This is a genomic window from Citrobacter sp. UYEF32 (assembly GCF_040546205.1).
In the GTDB taxonomy this organism is placed as follows: Bacteria; Pseudomonadota; Gammaproteobacteria; order Enterobacterales; family Enterobacteriaceae; genus Phytobacter; species Phytobacter diazotrophicus.
The window spans coordinates 315,154-331,631 of the sequence record NZ_JBEPNI010000005.1 but is presented as its reverse complement, the minus strand read 5'-3'; the positions used below and the strand labels follow the sequence as shown (position 1 = coordinate 331,631).

The window sequence follows — 16,478 nt, the reverse complement described above, 5'->3', positions numbered from 1 at the left end:
GCATGTCGCATCTGGATGAGGTAATCGCCCGCGTGGACGAAACCATTGCACAAAGCGTGATTGCAAATATGAACGAGCTGCTGATTGCACTGAGCGACGATAGCGCGCTGAGCCGGGAAGAGCGTTACACCCAGCAACAGCGCCTGCGTCACGCCATCTCGCAGCATGGTCGTCAGCATAAAGAGGATATGGAAGCGCGACGCGAGCAGCTCACCAAAGGTGGCAGTATCCTGTAAATCAGAACTGGCGTCTGGCAACCAGCCAGGCGCCAATCACCAGCAGAACCGCACCGCATACCGGGCCAATCAGGGCTTTGAGTGCCACTCCCTGACTTCTGACCACATCCATCACCAGCCCTCCAATCAACTGACTGGCTACCAACACGGCAATGGTAGTGGCGGCCCCCACGTACTGATAGCCGCTGATACTGGCGAAGACAAAAAACGAACCGAGCAGACCGGGGATCAACGTCCACCAGCGGACGGTTGCCACCAGTTCGCTAAAGCCGGACAGGCCGTGTTTTACCAACAAGATACTGACAAACAGAACGATCCCCACCAGCGAGTTCAGCAACATCGCGATCAATATAGTGGATGACGACTGGGTGATGCGCACCATCAGGGTGTTTTGCACCACCAGGCCAATGCCGGCGGCAACCAGAAAGCAGAGGGTAAGGGTCTGATTCATCAGATGGCGTCCGGGTCCTGGCGCTGATCCAGTTGCAACTGCATAAACGTCAAATCCAGCCAGCGGCCAAATTTGGTGCCCACCTGCGGCATCTGCGCAGTGACGGTGAAACCCAGTTTCTCATGCAGATGGATAGAGGCATGGTTCTGCGACTCGATGCCAGCAACCATCACATGTTTGCCAACGCGTTTAGCCTCGTCAATCAGTCGCGCCATCAGCGCCTGACCGATTTTCTTACCCTGGTGATCCGGATGGACGTAGACAGAATGCTCGACCGTGTGACGGAAACCGTCGAACGCGCGCCAGTCGCCAAACGACGCATAGCCAGTGACAACGTCACCTTCTTCGCTTACCAGTACGGGATAACCCAGTAGCGCGCGTGCTTCGAACCAGGCAATCCGGTTATCCACGTCAACAGTTTTGTCATTCCAGATGGCCGCAGTGTGCACGACGGCGTGATTGTAGATCTCTGCAATTGCCGCGCAATCGTCTTTACTGGCGTAACGAATATCCATGGTTGAACCTCAGTGATTGTTCACTATAGTATTACGATATGAATACTATTACAGACAACATAAATCAACGGATCAGTGCGCGAATTCGCGTTGAACGGGAATCCCGAGGCTGGTCGCTTAGCGAACTGGCCGAGCGCGCTGGCGTCTCGCGCGCCATGATCCATAAGATTGAACGCGGGGAAAGTAGCCCTACGGCGACACTGCTTGCCCGCTTATCCGGGGCGTTTGGCATTAGCATGTCTACCCTGATTGCGCGCGCTGAGATGCAAGAGGGTAAGCTGTTGCGCTTTGCCGACCAGCCCGTCTGGCGCGACCCACAGACGCATTATTTACGCCGTCATATCTCGCCGCGCAGCGATCTGCCCATCGACCTGGTACAAATCGATTTACCCCCTGGCAGCAATATCCCGATGCCAGCCTCTTCTTACGCACTTGCCAGGCAATTGATCTGGCTGCAGGAGGGGGGGCTGGTCTTTATGGAGGGTGATACGCGCCATGAAATGAAAGCGGGGGATTGCCTGGAGCTCGGCCCGCCTAACGACTGTCGCTTCATTAATGAAACCGACACATCCTGTCGCTACCTGGTAGTGCGCCTTAATCCAGGTAGTTAACAATGGATGTGCATCTCCTGTTTTCCACGACTAGTATCAATAGAACTTTTCATGGGAACAGGAGAGCAACATGAAACAACAGCATGACCGCAACCGCCGTTGGGTTCTGGCCTCAAGGCCAAAGGGCGCACCGACAGTCGACAATTTTCGGCTTGAAGAAGATACCATTGCCACCCCAGGCGAAGGCCAGGTGCTGCTGCGAACCGTCTACCTTTCACTTGACCCCTATATGCGCGGCAGGATGAGCGATGCGCCATCTTACAGTCCGCCGGTGCCGGTTGATGGCGTCATGTGCGGCGCTACCATCAGTCGCGTCGTACAGTCACAGCATAACGATTTCCACGAAGGCGACTGGGTGCTGGGCTACAGCGGCTGGCAGGATTACGAGATTTCCGGCGGTGAAGGGCTCGTCAAACTCGGCGAAAATCCTGAACATCCATCGTGGTCGCTCGGCGTGCTCGGGATGCCGGGTTTCACTGCCTATATGGGGTTACTGGATATCGGGCAGCCGAAAGCGGGAGAGACGCTGGTCGTCGCTGCGGCTACAGGGCCGGTAGGGGCGACGGTCGGCCAGATAGGTAAAATCAAGGGGTGCCGGGTTGTGGGCGTTGCTGGCGGCAGTGAAAAATGTCGCCATGCGGTGGATACACTTGGTTTTGATGCCTGTCTCGATCACCATGCCAGCGATTTTGCCGAACAACTGGCGAAAGCCTGTCCACAAGGCATCGATATTTATTTCGAAAATGTCGGCGGCAAGGTATTTGATGCGGTATTGCCATTATTGAATACCGCAGCACGAATTCCGTTGTGCGGGCTGATTAGTGGTTATAATGCGACCTCTTTGCCGGATGGTCCGGATCGTGTCCCGTTATTAATGGGGACGCTCCTGAAAAAAAGAATTCGCTTGCAGGGGTTTATTATTAGCCAGGATTATGGTCACCGCATCAACGAATTTCAGCGTGACATGTCGCAGTGGGTTAAAGAGGGGAAAATCCATTATCGCGAGCAAATCACTGACGAACTTGAAAGCGCGCCAGAGACCTTTATTGGCTTACTTGCCGGGAAAAACTTCGGTAAAGTTGTGATTCGCGTCGGCGAGGATGACTAAAAATGGTGGTGACGGTGAAAACCGTCATCATAATACGTGCAAAATTTTTAAAAACGTCTTTAATTATACAAGCATAAGGAATCGACGACCTTATCGGTAACGGTTCCTGGTAGTTGTGCATAAAAAATAACATTTTGTTCTAACTTTACGCGTCAATCCAATACCAGGCATGCTTATACATAATATATCTTCATAAATTATGTTCACCGACACGCTACCAGGCTGAAAATAAATAAGAATTTGGACGGGACACAATCACATGCTTGATTTGGAAAAAGCGCAGCGGACGAGCCTTACTATGCAGGTAGAAGCCAGTCTAAAGAGTGCGCTTATTATTGGTGCGCTTAAACCTGGCGCCCGGCTCATCACGAAAGAAATTGCAGATCAATTAGGAACCAGTATTACGCCTGTCAGGGAAGCATTGTTGCGTCTTGTTTCCGCAGGGGCACTTCATGCTACTCCTGCGCAAGCATTCCTTGTTCCGGACGTGGGTAAGGCGCGATTCATAGAAATTAGTGATATCCGCAAAAAACTTGAAGGCATGGCTGTACGCGCTGCCTGCAAAAATATGACAGCAGGTAAAGTTCATGAATTGCGTATTCTTGCCGAGGCTTTTAGTGAGGCGGCAAAAACAGGAAATACTGAATTGACTTTACAGTCGAATCGCGTATTTCGTTTTGCCGTATATCATTATGCGGAAATGCCCACGCTTGCCGCAATAATTGAACAATTATGGGTTCGGATTGGCCCATGCTTTAATTATCTTTATCCTTCATCACCTGAGTTATCGCGTGGATATGATTATGGCGATTTATTATCCGCATTCGAGAAAGGCGACGAAAACGGTTGCGAAAAAGCAATATACCGCACCATTGATGATGGCGCAGGCATACTGTTAAAGCAGTTCAATAGCTGAGTGATAGTTTAGTCTTGAAATCATTCAGTGCAATTTGATGATTTTTAAATGCTCCCCACCAAAAATTTGGCAAAGGGGAGCATCATCATCACGTTTTTTGTCTTCAGCGATTTTCCTTCTTAACTCCCTGGGCTGCCTGCCGATAATCGATGAGTGCTAAGTTGAGCGCTAACATTGATGTGACGCAAGGAGTTTGGGATGTCTTTTAGCCAGGGGTTGAAAAATATAACTATCAGTAAAAAGCTGTCAGTCGGGTTTGGGATTGTGCTTTTTCTGGTTGCCATTGCTACCGTTCTGAGCGTATTGCGGTTTAAAGAGATCCGCGACGTCTACGCAAAAACCAACCTGATTTATAGCGTTAACATTGAGGTCTTTCAGGCCAAGATTAACCGCCTGAAGTATCTTTATGGTGATGAGAAAGCCGGTCCGATCATGTCCGACTACGTAAAACATGCGTCGCAGCTCACCGCCAGTGCGAGTGAAATGTCATGGAATGATGACGAGAGCGCGCTGTTGCATACGCTGTCAGGTCATCTGGCGAACTTTGAAGCAGGGTCTGCGGAAATGCAGCAGGCGACGAAAGCCATGAAATCCGTTCGCGAGACCCTGGACCAGCTCGGAGCAGACGATAAGCGTGCACGCTTTAGTACACTCATCTCCACACCTGTGGCTGATAACGCATTAAGCGCCCGGATTTTTGATCAACTGATTGCCATCGGTGGGGTGCGCGATGCCGCGTTAATGGTGCGTTTTAGCCCGACGAAAGAGACGCGCAATATTCTCGATGATCGCTTCAACAAAGCGCAGGCTGGGGTACAAATGCTTTCAGGCGAGCTTCCGGCTGAGCTGCTTTCTCCGATGCAGGCATTGTGGGATGAAACCGCCCGTTATCGCGACCTGAGCATCAACTATTTTACTGCGGTTCAGGCGATCAAAACGGCTGAGGATAAAGTTAAAGTCGCTGGCGATGACAGCAGCGCTGACATCAAGAAACTGATTGCACGGGTGAAAACCTATAACGATGCGCTGGCGGATAACTCCAGTACCACAGCGGCTATTATCGGCATTATTGCCATTCTGATTGGCGTAATTGTCTCGTGGTGGATTATTCGTCAGATCACCCGTCCTGTTGTCCATAACCTGGCGCTGGCCGAGCGTATCGCCAGTGGCGATCTCAGTTCGCAGATCACCGCGCAAAGCGACGACGAACTGGGCAAACTCACCGCTGCAATGGGGCGCATGAATAGCCGTCTTCGCGAGATGATTTTTGACGTTCGTAATAGCGTGGCGCAGGTTTCCCATGCGGCAACGGAGATTGCCGAAGGCAATACCGATCTCTCTTCTCGTACAGAGCAACAGGCCGCCGCCGTCGTGCAAACGGCGGCCAGTATGGAAGAGTTAACCGCGACGGTGAAAAACAACGCGGATAACGCGCGTAATGCCAGCAGGCTTGCGGCGCAGGCTTCGAACACGGCCAGTGAAGGTGGCAACGTGATGCGTGATGTGGTGAAAACGATGAGTGATATCCACAATAGCTCAAACAAAATTGCCGACATTACCGCGGTCATCAACAGTATTGCCTTCCAGACCAACATTCTTGCACTTAACGCGGCGGTAGAAGCAGCCCGTGCGGGAGAGCAGGGACGCGGCTTTGCGGTGGTCGCCAGTGAAGTGCGTAGCCTGTCTCAGCGCAGTTCCCAGGCGGCGAAAGATATCGAGCAACTGATTACCGAGTCGGTGTCACGCATCAATACCGGCAGTGAACTGGTGGCTAAGGCCGGGGAAACGATGGGGCAAGTGGTGCAGTCGGTCACCCGTGTTAATGACATCATGGGTGAAATTTCTTCTGCCTCTGAGGAGCAAAGCCGCGGGATTGAACAAATTGCCCGCGCGGTGGGTGAACTGGACAGTACCACGCAGCAAAACGCCGCCCTGGTGAGCGAGTCGTCAAGCGCAGCAGGTTCTCTTGAAGAGCAGGCGTTACGCCTGGAGCAACTGGTTGCGACATTCCGTCTTGAGTCGGGCGCGACGCCGGTAAAATCATCGACGCCTGCCAGGCCGCAGCCGCCAGTCTCAACGCCGCGTAAACCGGCTGAGGTGACCAGCGACGACGGCTGGACGACCTTCTGATACGACAGAGGCCCGCTTTGCAAAAAGAGGGCCTCTGGTTATTCAACCGCCATCACTCAAAGCGATAGGCAACCGACAAACCTACGCCATAATTGCGCCCCGGCGCCGGTTCGTAGTAACGGTTATTGGATTCGTTAACAATCACCGATCCCACATATTCACGATCAAACAGATTATCCACGCGCCCGAACACATCCATCATCCAGTTACCGTAGTTAAATTTGTAGCCGGTGTTCAGGCCGACCACCGTCCAGGACGGTGCGGTTGCCGTGTTTTCGTCATTAGCGGCGATATCACTCATATAGTGCACATCCGCACCCGCATACCAGCCTTGTTCGGGGACATAGCCCAGTGATGCAAAGCCCATATTGCGCGCGATACCGGGGATCCGGTTGCCGTTGCAATTACTGTCGCCGCAGACGTCGCTGCGGTAGGTCGCATCCAGATACGTCCACGCCAGTTTTGCCCGCCAGTTTCCGGCGAACTGCTGATCGAGCGCCAGTTCCGCACCCTGACGGCGCGTTTTGCCGGCGTTTTTATAAGTGGTGCGTCCGCCGCTACTGGTATCGGTGACAATTTCGTTATCGGTATCGGTGCGAAAGAGTGCTGCACTGAGTAAGCCATAACCCACGCGAGTTTTGCTGCCGATTTCGACGGTATCGTTTGTCGATGGCTTAAGGGCAAAATTGAGTCCACTTTGCCCGCCAGAACGGTAAGAAAGCTCGTTAATGGTAGGCGTTTCAAAACCACGCCCCGCCGCAGCATAGATATTCCAGCTATCGGTCAGCGCATATTTCAGCGACCCGGCAGGCAGCCATTTGTGATAGCTGGCATCACCACTGTCATCGCCGTTGCTCGCCGTAATATAGTGATCGTTTGAGTCAAACCAGACCGAGCTATAACGCAGACCCGCATCCAGCGACAGCTTATCGGTCAACTGCCAACGGGTTTGCACATAAGGATCGACGTTCCACATCAGGTTGCGTTCGTTACGACGCAAATTCCCCTCACGACCATAATCCGGCGCGCCATTGACCATCACAAAGTTTTCATAGCCTTTGCGCTGTTCGCTCATGGTTTCGTAATTCAACCCGCTGGTGATAGTCACCGGTACCAACAGTTCGCCGCGATGGGTCCAGCGAGTATCGATCCCCTGGTAATGGCGGGTCAGGTCGATTACGCCCCCGGCGTGCTGTGGGTTCAACTGGGGGCCGCGAGGAATTGACTGGTACTGGGTGGTTTCACGCTCCCCGGCGTACATCATGACACTCACATCGTCCTGCGCGCTGAGCTGGCGCTCATAACGCAACCCGGCCTGTGTCTGTTTAACCGTTTTGCGCGTGTCGTACTGCACGGCACGCGGTGACTGGCGCGGGTTATCGTGCCACTCCTCTTTTGTGAGACCGCCCGGATCGTTCGCCTTGATGTCCACGCTATTGAAAATCAGCGTCAGCTTACTGGCCTCGTCGATACGCACACCCAGTTTGGCGTTGGCGAGATTTTTACGCGCACCGCTGCGATCGCGATAACCGTGGGTGACAAAACGGGTCGAGGAGACCGTGTAATCTACATCGCCCGGCTGTGTGCCATCGCCCACCGCACCGCTGGCTTTAGTGCCATAGCGCCAGCTTCCGTAACTGCCGTAATAACTGCTGGCTTCAAGTTCCGTTGGCTGATGGCCCGTCTGGGTGGTCACATTCACCACACCGCCAGATGCATTGCCGTACAGAGCAGAGAAGGGGCCGCGCAGGACGTCGATACTCTCGACACTGGTGAGATCGATATTCGAGGTTTGTCCCTGTCCGTCCGGCATGGTGGCAGGAATACCGTCGACATACATGCGGATACCGCGCACGCCGTAGGTCGAGCGGGAACCAAAACCGCGAATGGAGAGCTGTAAATCCTGCGCATAGTTCTGGCGATTTTGCACCTGTAAGCCAGGCACGCCGCCCAACGATTCCGAGAGGTTTATTTGAGGCGTGGCCTGACGAATATCGTCGCCGTTCACGACACTGATAGCCGCCGGGGTGTCGAGTTCTGAAACTGTGCGGGGTGTCGCGCTGACGATCATCGTTTGTTCATTGTCGGCCGCCAGCACGGCAGGCGCGTAGATGACCGGAAGTAACAGCGCTGGAAACGCTGTTCTTGAAAGGGCAAAAATATTCATAAATTGACCAGAATAAGAAACGAACCAAATGGGAACATGGCGTAATGTTAATATCTTTAACAATTCATGAAAACTTTAAGGGCACATTACGTTAACAAAAAGTGTAGACGTTACCGCCGATGACAGTAAAAACAGATTTACTGCTCCACATTGCACGCAATAATGATTACTATTCTCAATTAATAAGGCAGGGCTATGACCCTGGCGTCATGGAAGCATGTGAAGCAAAACTATATTTGTTTATCAAAGGGAGTCGTCATGTCTTTACGTCATTTATCTGCGCCACGTCTGCGTCGTTCACTGTTGTTAGGTTCACTGCTGCTCGCCGGGACATTTCACGCCCAGGCCAGCGAAGAGATGCTGCGTAAACCGGTCGGTAAAGGTGCCTACGAAATGGCCTGGAGCCAACAGGACAACGCGCTATGGGTGGCTACCTCACAGAGCCGTAAAACCGATAAAGGCGGCGTGGTCTACCGTCTGGATCCACTTTCACTGGACGTGACGCTGGCTGTCCATAACGATCTCAAGCCGTTCGGTGCCGCCATTAACTCCCGGACGCAAACCCTGTGGGTGGGTAATACCACTAATGGCGCCGTCACTGCCATTGACGCGAAAACGGGCGATGTGAAAGGGCGCCTGGTGCTTGATGACCGTAAGCGCAGTGAAACTGTGCGTCCGCTGCAGCCGCGTGAACTGGTGGTGGATGAAACGACTAATACCGTTTACATCAGCGGTATCGGCAATGAGAGCGTGATTTGGGCGGTAAATGGCGAAACCATGACGCTCAAATACACCATTACGGGGACCGGTAAATTCAGTACGGGTCTGGCCATCGATGCGGCGGCAAAACGCCTGTATACCACCAACGGTGACGGGGAATTGCTGACTATCGACACCGCCAGCCACAAAATTGTGACGCGTAAGAAATTGCAGGATGACGGTAAAGAGCACTTCTATCTGAACCTGAGCCTGGACACCGCAGGCCATCGCGCCTTTATTACCGACTCCAAAGCGCCTGAGGTTCTGGTCGTTGATCTGCGTAATGGGGCTGTACTGCAAAAGATCGCCGCGCCGGAATCGCTGGCGGTGCTGTTTAACCCGACGCGTAACGAAGCGTATGTCACTCATCGTCAGGCGGGCAAAGTCAGCGTGATTGATGGCAAAACCTATAAGGTGGTGAAAACCTTCGATACGCCAACGCATCCGAACAGCCTGGCGCTCTCCGCCGATGGTCAGACGCTCTATGTCAGCGTGAAACAGGCGGCCAGCAAAGAGAAAGAGGCCACTGAGCCTGACGACATCATCCGTATTGCGCTCTAAGCACGCATAAAAAAAGCCAGCCGGTGGAATACCTGGCTGGCTTTTATTTTTACACGTGAGATTATTTCGCGGTTTCTTCTACAAGCTCAGTGGGAGCAGCGGTAGCGTCAGCCACGACCGGCGCGGTGCTGTGAATTTCCGCTACGCGTTTACGCACACCGAACCAGCCAATCACCAGCAGCACAATCAGCAGTGGGAGACAACCGATGGTCAGGGTGCCGTTCGGGTAGTCAAACGCCATCAGAACCAGCACAGAGAAGAGGAACATCAGCGTTAACCAGGAGGTGAACGGTGCCCCAGGCATTTTAAAGCTGACTTCCGCCGCTTTGCCTTGTTTGATGGCTTTGCGCAGACGCATCTGGCAGAGCACGATAAAGCCCCACGACGCGATAATGCCCACAGACGCCTGGTTAAGAACGATTTCAAACACCTGTGCCGGAACCAGATAGTTCAGGAACACGCCCACAACGTAGACCGCCAGGGTCGCGAGGATCCCCGCGTACGGTACGTGCTGTTTGTTCATTTTGGACATGAACTTAGGCGCGGAACCCCCCATCGACATGGAACGCAGGATACGCCCCGTGCAGTACAAGCCGGAGTTCAGGCTCGACAGCGCAGCGGTCAGGACCACGATATTCATCACGTCGCCCATGTACGGTACGCCCAGTTTGGAGAAGAAGGTCACAAACGGACTCTGCCCCGGTTGATACGCCATCCACGGCAGCAACAGAACCAGCAGCACCACGGAACCAACGTAGAACAGGCCGATACGCCAGATAACGCTATTGATCGCTTTCGGTACGGTTTTTTCCGGGTCTTTACATTCACCGGCTGCGGTACCGACAAACTCGATAGAAGCAAAGGCGAAGACCACACCCTGGATCAGAACCAGCGCAGGGAGCAGACCGTGGGGGAAGAAGCCGCCATTATCGGTGATCAGATGGAAACCCGTCGCGTTGCCGTCCAGCGGTTTACCGGATCCCAGGACGATAGTCCCGACAACCAGGAAAGCGACAATGGCCAGTACTTTGACCAGCGCGAACCAGAATTCCATTTCAGCGAACCACTTCACGCCGATCATATTCATGGTCCCGACGATGGCGAGCGCACCAAGGGCAAATACCCACTGCGGTACATCGCCAAACGCACCCCAATAATGCATATATAACGCAACGGCGGTGATATCCACGATACCGGTCATCGCCCAGTTTACGAAATACATCCAACCGGCGACGTAGGCCGCTTTTTCACCCATAAATTCACGGGCATACGAGACAAAACTGCCGCTGGAAGGGCGGTGTAATACCAGCTCACCCAGTGCACGTAAGATGAAGAAAGAGAAAAGACCACAAACCAGATAAACGATCGCCAGTGATGGCCCCGCCATCTGCAGACGCGCTCCGGCGCCTAAGAATAACCCCGTTCCGATTGCGCCGCCGATAGCGATCATCTGTACGTGGCGGTTGCCCATCGCTTTGTTATAACCCTCTTCGTGAGAGTTTAACCAGCGTCGTTTCGCGGCCTGATGCTCCGCCGCGTTGTTGTTGGTTGTTTTCATTGCGTTACCCGTTGACCTGTCTGAATCTTTTGGAACTTCCTCGACCCCACAGAGCAGCAAGACAATCGTTTGCTCTGTTGGGAAAGCGTTCTGTCTTTTCAATCATTCTACGTATGAATAAGACACAACATGGCGCAGCATCCTACCTGCATTTTTTTGGCGACGCAAAACATACCAGACGAAAAAACGATGGGTATGAGTTGAATTTGTGACGTAAGTGTTACTTGACAGTTTAACTGATTCAATATGGCGAAAAAGACGGCAGAAATGACTAAGCATGCAAAAGGAAAGACGATGTCGGCGAGGTTGCACGGCACAGGGGAATGCGGCCTTATTCATAAGCGCAAATAATGACTACCGTCCCTCTGCGGGGGCTACTTTGCAAATTTTTTGCTTATTTAATGTAAATTAATTGTTTCACAAGGCCGTAAGCCCATTCCAATAATGCAGACATGTTACCCAATAAGAGCGTGCTGCATGTCTTATCGTCTGAGTTTGCTGGATAAAAGCCCGATTGCGGAAAATGAAACCGCACAGGATGCGCTGAACCGTACGTTACAACTGGCGCAACAGGCAGAAAGAGGCGGCTTTCACCGCTTCTGGATTGCGGAACATCACAATACGTCCCAACTCGCCAGCCCATCCCCTGAACTGCTTATCGCCTGGATTGCCGGACAAACGCAGCGGATCCGCATCGGCTCCGGCGGCGTCATGTTGCAACACTACAGCCCTTATAAAGTCGCGGAAAACTTCAACGTGCTGGCTTCTCTGGCTCCTGGCCGTATCGATATCGGTATCGGTAAAGCGCCAGGCGGACTGCCTCTGTCCACACGCGCATTACAGCGAGGATTGCATCCGGAAGATAAGGGGAGCTTTGCCGACCAACTCGGTGAGCTGGATAACTGGCTTAACGCGAAGCAGGCTACTACTGCCGATGCGGAATCTCTGGCCGCCACGCCGCTTCCCACAGAACGTGCGCAGGGGTTTCTGCTCGGCGCGAGCCTTGAGAGCGCACAACTGGCGGCGAAACTCGACTGGAATTTCGTTTTTGCGGCCCATCTTAATGGTGACAGAATATTGCTTCGTGACGTTGTCACGCAGTGGCGAGCGCTGAGTCAGCGCGACCTGATAGTCGCCGTGCAGGTGATTGTGGCCGACACGCAAAACGATGCCGAACGGCTGGCGCAGCAGGTGGAGATTTGGGGTGTTGAACTGGAAAACGGTCAACGGGTCAGCGTTGCCAGCGAAGCCCAGGCTCAGGCCTTCGCACGTCAGGCAGGAAGCCCGGCGGTACGAATTTTCCGCCGGGAACCGTCGCTGATTAAAGGCACCGCAGAAACTGTGCTGGCCGGACTGGATGCGCTGGCAGCGGAATTTGGCGTGGATGAGTTCATTCTTGATAACCCGTTGGTTGACCCCAATGCGCGTATTGCTTCATTGCGCCTGCTGAGTGAATCCTGGCGGCAGAGCACGGTTATCCAGGAGGTGGTGCAATGAGTTTTGCTCAACAATTGATTGACTGGCGGCGTGAGTTGCATCAGTACCCGGAACTGTCTTTACAGGAGTTTGAAACCAGCCGCCGGGTAAGCCACTGGCTGGAAAATGCCGGGCTGCGCTTAGTACCCACCACCTTGCCTACGGGCGTGGTCGCGGAGGTGGGCAGTGGCGACAAGGTGATTGCTCTGCGCGCGGATATTGATGCCTTACCGATTGAAGAGGCGGTCGACGTGCCTTATGCCTCGCGCAATAAAGGGGTGATGCATGCCTGCGGCCACGACATCCATACCAGTGTCATGCTCGGCGCGGCACTGTTGCTAAAAGAGAAAGAATCCGCTTTACCGGGACGCGTGCGGCTGATCTTCCAGCCTGCGGAAGAGAATTTCGGCGGCGCAAAGCGGCTCATTCAGGCAGGGTTGCTAAACGGTGTCAGCGCTATTTTTGGCATGCACAATGAGCCTGGCCTGCCCGTGGGCACGTTCGCCACGCGCGGCGGCCCGTTTTATGCCAACGTTGACCGCTTTGTCGTGCAGGTTGGCGGTAAAGGGGCGCACGCCGCGCGTCCCCATGAAGGTAATGACGCCATCCTGCTCGCCAGCCAGCTTGTGGTCGCGCTACAAACTATCGCCAGCCGGAATGTGGATACCCTGGATTCGGTGGTACTGAGTGTTACCCGGATGCAGGGCGGTAATACCTGGAATGTGCTGCCGGAGCAGGTCGAACTGGAAGGCACGCTGCGTACCCACCGCAGTGAGGTGCGTGAAAAAGTGAAGGTGCGCGTCAATGATATCGCTGCCGGACTTTCCCGCGCCTTTGATGCAGAGATCACCGTGCGCTGGTTCGAAGGCCCATCGGCGCTGGTTAACGATGAACGCTGGGCCGCCTTTACCCGCGACGTTGCGGACTGGCACGGCTATGACACGCAGGTCGCACAGTTGCATATGGGCGGGGAAGATTTTGCCGTCTATCTCGAACATATTCCCGGTGCGTTTGTCAGTATTGGCAGCGCCAGTGAATATGGTTTGCACCATCCGTCGTTTAATCCTGACGAAGCATTAATTGAAGACGCCGCGCGCTATTTCGCGTTGCTGGCTGAAAAAGCCTTACTCCAGCCATAACGGAATAAAACAACCTGGGGCGACAGCTCCGGGGAACCTGTTGCCTGAAAATGAGGATGGATTATGTCACAAGCTCGTCAACTGCGCCTTGGCACCATATTGCATGGCGCATCCGGAAATATGTCCGCGTGGCGACATCCGGCAGCCAAAGCCGACGCCAGTATTAATTTTGCTTTTGTTCAGGAAACGGCATTAAAAGCCGAAGAGGGAAAACTCGATTTTTTATTTGTCGCCGATGGCTTATATATTAATGAAAAATCCATTCCTCATTTTCTAAACCGTTTTGAACCCATCACCGTATTATCGGCACTGGCGAGCGTCACCCGCCATTTAGGGCTGGTTGGCACGTTATCGACCTCCTATAGCGAACCTTTTACCGTGGCGCGTCAGTTTGCCAGCCTCGACCATTTAAGCTACGGGCGCGCGGGCTGGAACGTCGTCACCTCGCCGCTGGAGGGCTCGGCAAAAAACTTTTCTCGCCAGCAGCACCCGGAACATGCGCTGCGTTATCGCATCGCCGATGAATATCTGGACGTGGTGAAAGGACTTTGGGACTCCTGGGAAGAGGATGCCTTTGTTCGCGATAAAGCGACAGGGCAATTCTTTGACCCGCAAAAACTGCATACGCTTAATCATCGTGGCGATTTTTTTCAGGTCGCCGGGCCACTGAATATTGGCCGCACGCCACAAGGACGGCCAATTATATTTCAGGCGGGCGCATCTGATGATGGCAAGAAATTAGCGGCACGACACGCTGATGCGATTTTCACCCACCACGAGACGATCGACGAGGCCAAACATTTTTATCGCGATGTCAAAGCGCAACTGATTAATAATGGCCGTCGCGAAGATGAATTACATATCTTCCAGGGCGTCAGCGTGATTGTTGGTGATAATGCGCAGGACGTCGAGCAGCAATATCAGACCACCGCAGCGCTGGTCTCCATTCAGGATGCGCTCAATTACCTTGGCCGTTATTTCGAACACCATGATTTTAGTCAGTACCCGCTGGATGAACCTTTCCCGGACATTGGCACTCTGGGGCAAAACAGTTTTCGCAGTACCACCGATGAAATCAAACGTCATGCCCGTGAGCGCCACTTAACGCTGCGTCAGGTGGCGCTGGAGGCGGCCTCACCGCGCCCGCGTTTTTCCGGCACCCCGGAGCAGGTGGCAGACGGCCTGCAACAGTGGTTCGACGAGCGGGCAGCCGACGGTTTTATCATCCAGGGCGGTACGCCGGATACTTTCCCACGCTTTGTCGACACCGTGGTGCCGATTTTGCAGGCTCGCGGTCTGTTCCGTAAGGCCTATCCCGGCACGACCCTGCGCGAAAGTCTTGGTTTACAACAACCTGCGAATCAATTCACAAAACAATAAAGAGAATACGCTATGCAGAAATCATCGCTCCTCCTCGCAGTGACACTGGCGTTCGCGCCGCTGGTCTGGGCCAATGACGTCACGATTAACGGCACCGGCGTTAGCCTTGAAGCTAACAAAACGCCCATTAACACGCCGCGCAATGCCGACGCGGTGGCCCGCTTGCCGAAAGATTATCATCTGGCGGTACCGGGAAAATTTACGGTGGCGGTGGCCGCCCTTAACTCGCCGCCGCTGACGGTCTTTTCTGATGACAACAAAACCCTGCTCGGCAGTGAGGTAGATATCGCCCGTCTGGTTGCCGACAGCCTCGGTCTGGAACTGAACGTGGTGCCGACCTCCTGGGAGGACTGGCCGCTCGGGGTCACCTCCGGCAAATATGATGCGGCAATCAGCAATATCACCGTCACCAAAGCGCGCAAAGAGAAGTTTGATTTCGCCACCTACCGCAAAGATTCCCTCGGCTTTTACGTGAAATCCAGTAGCCCGATCAAAGCCATTGAGAAGGCAGAGGACATCGCCGGGCTGCGTATTATCGTCGGCTCCGGCACCAATCAGGAGGCCATTCTGCTGGCGTGGAATGCGGAAAACGAAAAGAAAGGGCTTAAACCGTTCACCCCGGTCTACACCAAAGATGATGCCGCCCAGACGCTGGCACTGCAGTCCGGTCGTGCGGATGCCTTCTTTGGCCCGAATGTGATTGGCGCCTGGAAAGCCGCGCTGACCAATAAAACCCGTCTGGTAGGCAGCGTGGACGGCGGCTGGCCGAAAGCGGCACATATCGCGGTAACGCTGAAAAAAGGCAGCGGCCTGGTGGAGCCGGTACAGATTGCGCTTAATGGCGTCATTAAAAATGGCGATTACGAAAAAGTGCTCAATCGCTGGGGTGAGGGCGTTGAGAAGATCCCGACCTCAGAAATCAACCCCGCCGGATTGGGCGACTAAGGAGGCGCAGATGAGCGAACGTTTCCGTGATATCTCCCCCGACGCCCCGGAATTGCAGCCCGTGATAGCCGGTCTGTTTGGCGAATATGCCGCCCGTTATGGCGATTATTTTTCTAAAGATGCCGAGGTGGAACTGACGGAGTGGTATCTGCCGCCGCAGGGGCTATTCATTGTGCTGGAGCGTGACGGGGCGATTATCGCCACCGGCGCGTACAAACCGAAAGATGCCCACACGGCGGAAATCAAACGCATCTGGACACAACACACCCTGCGCAAGCAGGGGCTGGCCAGTAGAGTGGTGGCCGAACTGGAACGGCGCGCGGTGCTGGCGGGTTACAGCCGCATCTTTCTGACCACCGGCTTTCGTCAGCCGGAAGCGGTGCAGCTCTATCTTCGCCAGGGGTATGACGCGCAGTTCGATCTGACGCGCGACCCGGAGGAGTACAGCCAGCCACCGTTCGATGGCCGCCTGCGGTTTACCAAGACCTTAGCGGTCGACACGCTCAGTAAAACTGCCTGAGGGATA

General features: G+C 54.0%; 15 protein-coding genes. 11 read left to right on the top strand and 4 right to left on the bottom strand.

Features of this window, described 5'->3' with window-relative positions; translation table 11 throughout:
• Window positions 1-2 precede the first annotated feature (2 nt).
• Window positions 3-236: a DUF2526 family protein gene (locus tag ABIB59_RS16145; RefSeq protein WP_039079091.1), complete on the top strand. Its 234-nt coding sequence runs from the start codon at window positions 3-5 to the stop codon at window positions 234-236.
• A gap of 1 nt (window position 237) precedes the next feature.
• On the opposite strand, the gene ABIB59_RS16140 is transcribed toward ABIB59_RS16145, so the two are convergent.
• Window positions 238-687 carry a DMT family transporter gene (locus ABIB59_RS16140; protein ID WP_107223082.1) on the bottom strand — a complete coding sequence of 150 codons (450 nt, stop codon included), beginning with the start codon at window positions 685-687 and terminating at the stop codon, window positions 238-240.
• On the bottom strand, window positions 687-1,202 hold the full coding sequence (locus ABIB59_RS16135; RefSeq protein ID WP_354036171.1) for a GNAT family N-acetyltransferase: 516 nt from the start codon (window positions 1,200-1,202) through the stop codon (window positions 687-689). Before ABIB59_RS16135 ends, ABIB59_RS16140 begins: the two co-directional genes overlap by 1 nt.
• Window positions 1,203-1,240: 38 nt before the next feature.
• Between ABIB59_RS16135 and ABIB59_RS16130 the strand changes: the two genes are divergently transcribed.
• From ABIB59_RS16130 to ABIB59_RS16115, 4 genes are all read left to right on the top strand, one after another.
• Window positions 1,241-1,813 (top strand): helix-turn-helix domain-containing protein, encoded by a 573-nt coding sequence (locus tag ABIB59_RS16130; protein ID WP_354036169.1) that lies wholly within the window; start codon window positions 1,241-1,243, stop codon window positions 1,811-1,813.
• 70 nt (window positions 1,814-1,883) lie between these two features.
• Complete coding sequence (gene curA, locus ABIB59_RS16125; protein WP_039079087.1) at window positions 1,884-2,921, top strand: NADPH-dependent curcumin/dihydrocurcumin reductase; 1,038 nt, start codon at window positions 1,884-1,886, stop codon at window positions 2,919-2,921.
• A 259-nt stretch (window positions 2,922-3,180) separates the two neighbouring features.
• Complete coding sequence (locus ABIB59_RS16120) at window positions 3,181-3,837, top strand: GntR family transcriptional regulator (protein WP_039079086.1); 657 nt, start codon at window positions 3,181-3,183, stop codon at window positions 3,835-3,837.
• Between the two features lie 198 nt (window positions 3,838-4,035).
• A complete protein-coding gene (locus ABIB59_RS16115) occupies window positions 4,036-5,967 on the top strand; it encodes a methyl-accepting chemotaxis protein (protein ID WP_354036167.1) in 1,932 nt (643 codons plus the stop codon).
• Between the two features lie 52 nt (window positions 5,968-6,019).
• Here the strand turns inward: ABIB59_RS16115 and pqqU are convergent, their stop codons facing one another.
• Window positions 6,020-8,134, bottom strand: a complete 2,115-nt coding sequence (gene pqqU / locus ABIB59_RS16110; RefSeq protein ID WP_165158682.1) for a TonB-dependent receptor PqqU — start codon at window positions 8,132-8,134, stop codon at window positions 6,020-6,022.
• A 258-nt stretch (window positions 8,135-8,392) separates the two neighbouring features.
• On the opposite strand from pqqU, the gene yncE reads away from it, so the two are divergent.
• Entirely contained in the window at window positions 8,393-9,454 is a 1,062-nt protein-coding gene (yncE, locus tag ABIB59_RS16105) for a 7-bladed beta-propeller protein YncE (RefSeq protein ID WP_354036164.1), read from the top strand.
• 61 nt (window positions 9,455-9,515) lie between these two features.
• Here the strand turns inward: yncE and ansP are convergent, their stop codons facing one another.
• Window positions 9,516-11,012, bottom strand: a complete 1,497-nt coding sequence (gene ansP / locus ABIB59_RS16100; protein WP_039079082.1) for an L-asparagine permease — start codon at window positions 11,010-11,012, stop codon at window positions 9,516-9,518.
• A 477-nt stretch (window positions 11,013-11,489) separates the two neighbouring features.
• On the opposite strand from ansP, the gene ABIB59_RS16095 reads away from it, so the two are divergent.
• From ABIB59_RS16095 to ABIB59_RS16080, 5 genes are all read left to right on the top strand, one after another.
• The gene (locus tag ABIB59_RS16095) at window positions 11,490-12,509 is read left to right on the top strand and encodes an LLM class flavin-dependent oxidoreductase (RefSeq protein WP_222556078.1); all 1,020 of its coding nucleotides are present in this window, start codon (window positions 11,490-11,492) and stop codon (window positions 12,507-12,509) included.
• Entirely contained in the window at window positions 12,506-13,627 is a 1,122-nt protein-coding gene (locus tag ABIB59_RS16090; RefSeq protein WP_107223088.1) for an amidohydrolase, read from the top strand. Before ABIB59_RS16095 ends, ABIB59_RS16090 begins: the two co-directional genes overlap by 4 nt.
• Window positions 13,628-13,690: 63 nt before the next feature.
• On the top strand, window positions 13,691-15,007 hold the full coding sequence (locus tag ABIB59_RS26415; RefSeq protein ID WP_502910516.1) for an LLM class flavin-dependent oxidoreductase: 1,317 nt from the start codon (window positions 13,691-13,693) through the stop codon (window positions 15,005-15,007).
• Window positions 15,008-15,019: 12 nt separating this feature from the next.
• Window positions 15,020-15,952, top strand: coding sequence for an ABC transporter substrate-binding protein (locus ABIB59_RS26410; protein ID WP_039079078.1), 933 nt, complete (start codon window positions 15,020-15,022; stop codon window positions 15,950-15,952).
• Between the two features lie 10 nt (window positions 15,953-15,962).
• Window positions 15,963-16,472 carry a GNAT family N-acetyltransferase gene (locus ABIB59_RS16080; protein WP_039079077.1) on the top strand — a complete coding sequence of 170 codons (510 nt, stop codon included), beginning with the start codon at window positions 15,963-15,965 and terminating at the stop codon, window positions 16,470-16,472.
• Window positions 16,473-16,478: the final 6 nt, after the last annotated feature.

What these genes read in the sequence shown, in the direction of transcription:
- ABIB59_RS16145 (WP_039079091.1), top strand. Translation starts at nt 3, where the DNA reads ATGTCGCATCTGGATGAGGTAATCGCCCGCGTGGACGAAACCATTGCA.
- ABIB59_RS16140 (WP_107223082.1), bottom strand. Translation starts at nt 687, where the DNA reads ATGAATCAGACCCTTACCCTCTGCTTTCTGGTTGCCGCCGGCATTGGC.
- ABIB59_RS16135 (WP_354036171.1), bottom strand. Translation starts at nt 1,202, where the DNA reads ATGGATATTCGTTACGCCAGTAAAGACGATTGCGCGGCAATTGCAGAG.
- ABIB59_RS16130 (WP_354036169.1), top strand. Translation starts at nt 1,241, where the DNA reads ATGAATACTATTACAGACAACATAAATCAACGGATCAGTGCGCGAATT.
- curA (WP_039079087.1), top strand. Translation starts at nt 1,884, where the DNA reads ATGAAACAACAGCATGACCGCAACCGCCGTTGGGTTCTGGCCTCAAGG.
- ABIB59_RS16120 (WP_039079086.1), top strand. Translation starts at nt 3,181, where the DNA reads ATGCTTGATTTGGAAAAAGCGCAGCGGACGAGCCTTACTATGCAGGTA.
- ABIB59_RS16115 (WP_354036167.1), top strand. Translation starts at nt 4,036, where the DNA reads ATGTCTTTTAGCCAGGGGTTGAAAAATATAACTATCAGTAAAAAGCTG.
- pqqU (WP_165158682.1), bottom strand. Translation starts at nt 8,134, where the DNA reads ATGAATATTTTTGCCCTTTCAAGAACAGCGTTTCCAGCGCTGTTACTT.
- yncE (WP_354036164.1), top strand. Translation starts at nt 8,393, where the DNA reads ATGTCTTTACGTCATTTATCTGCGCCACGTCTGCGTCGTTCACTGTTG.
- ansP (WP_039079082.1), bottom strand. Translation starts at nt 11,012, where the DNA reads ATGAAAACAACCAACAACAACGCGGCGGAGCATCAGGCCGCGAAACGA.
- ABIB59_RS16095 (WP_222556078.1), top strand. Translation starts at nt 11,490, where the DNA reads ATGTCTTATCGTCTGAGTTTGCTGGATAAAAGCCCGATTGCGGAAAAT.
- ABIB59_RS16090 (WP_107223088.1), top strand. Translation starts at nt 12,506, where the DNA reads ATGAGTTTTGCTCAACAATTGATTGACTGGCGGCGTGAGTTGCATCAG.
- ABIB59_RS26415 (WP_502910516.1), top strand. Translation starts at nt 13,691, where the DNA reads ATGTCACAAGCTCGTCAACTGCGCCTTGGCACCATATTGCATGGCGCA.
- ABIB59_RS26410 (WP_039079078.1), top strand. Translation starts at nt 15,020, where the DNA reads ATGCAGAAATCATCGCTCCTCCTCGCAGTGACACTGGCGTTCGCGCCG.
- ABIB59_RS16080 (WP_039079077.1), top strand. Translation starts at nt 15,963, where the DNA reads ATGAGCGAACGTTTCCGTGATATCTCCCCCGACGCCCCGGAATTGCAG.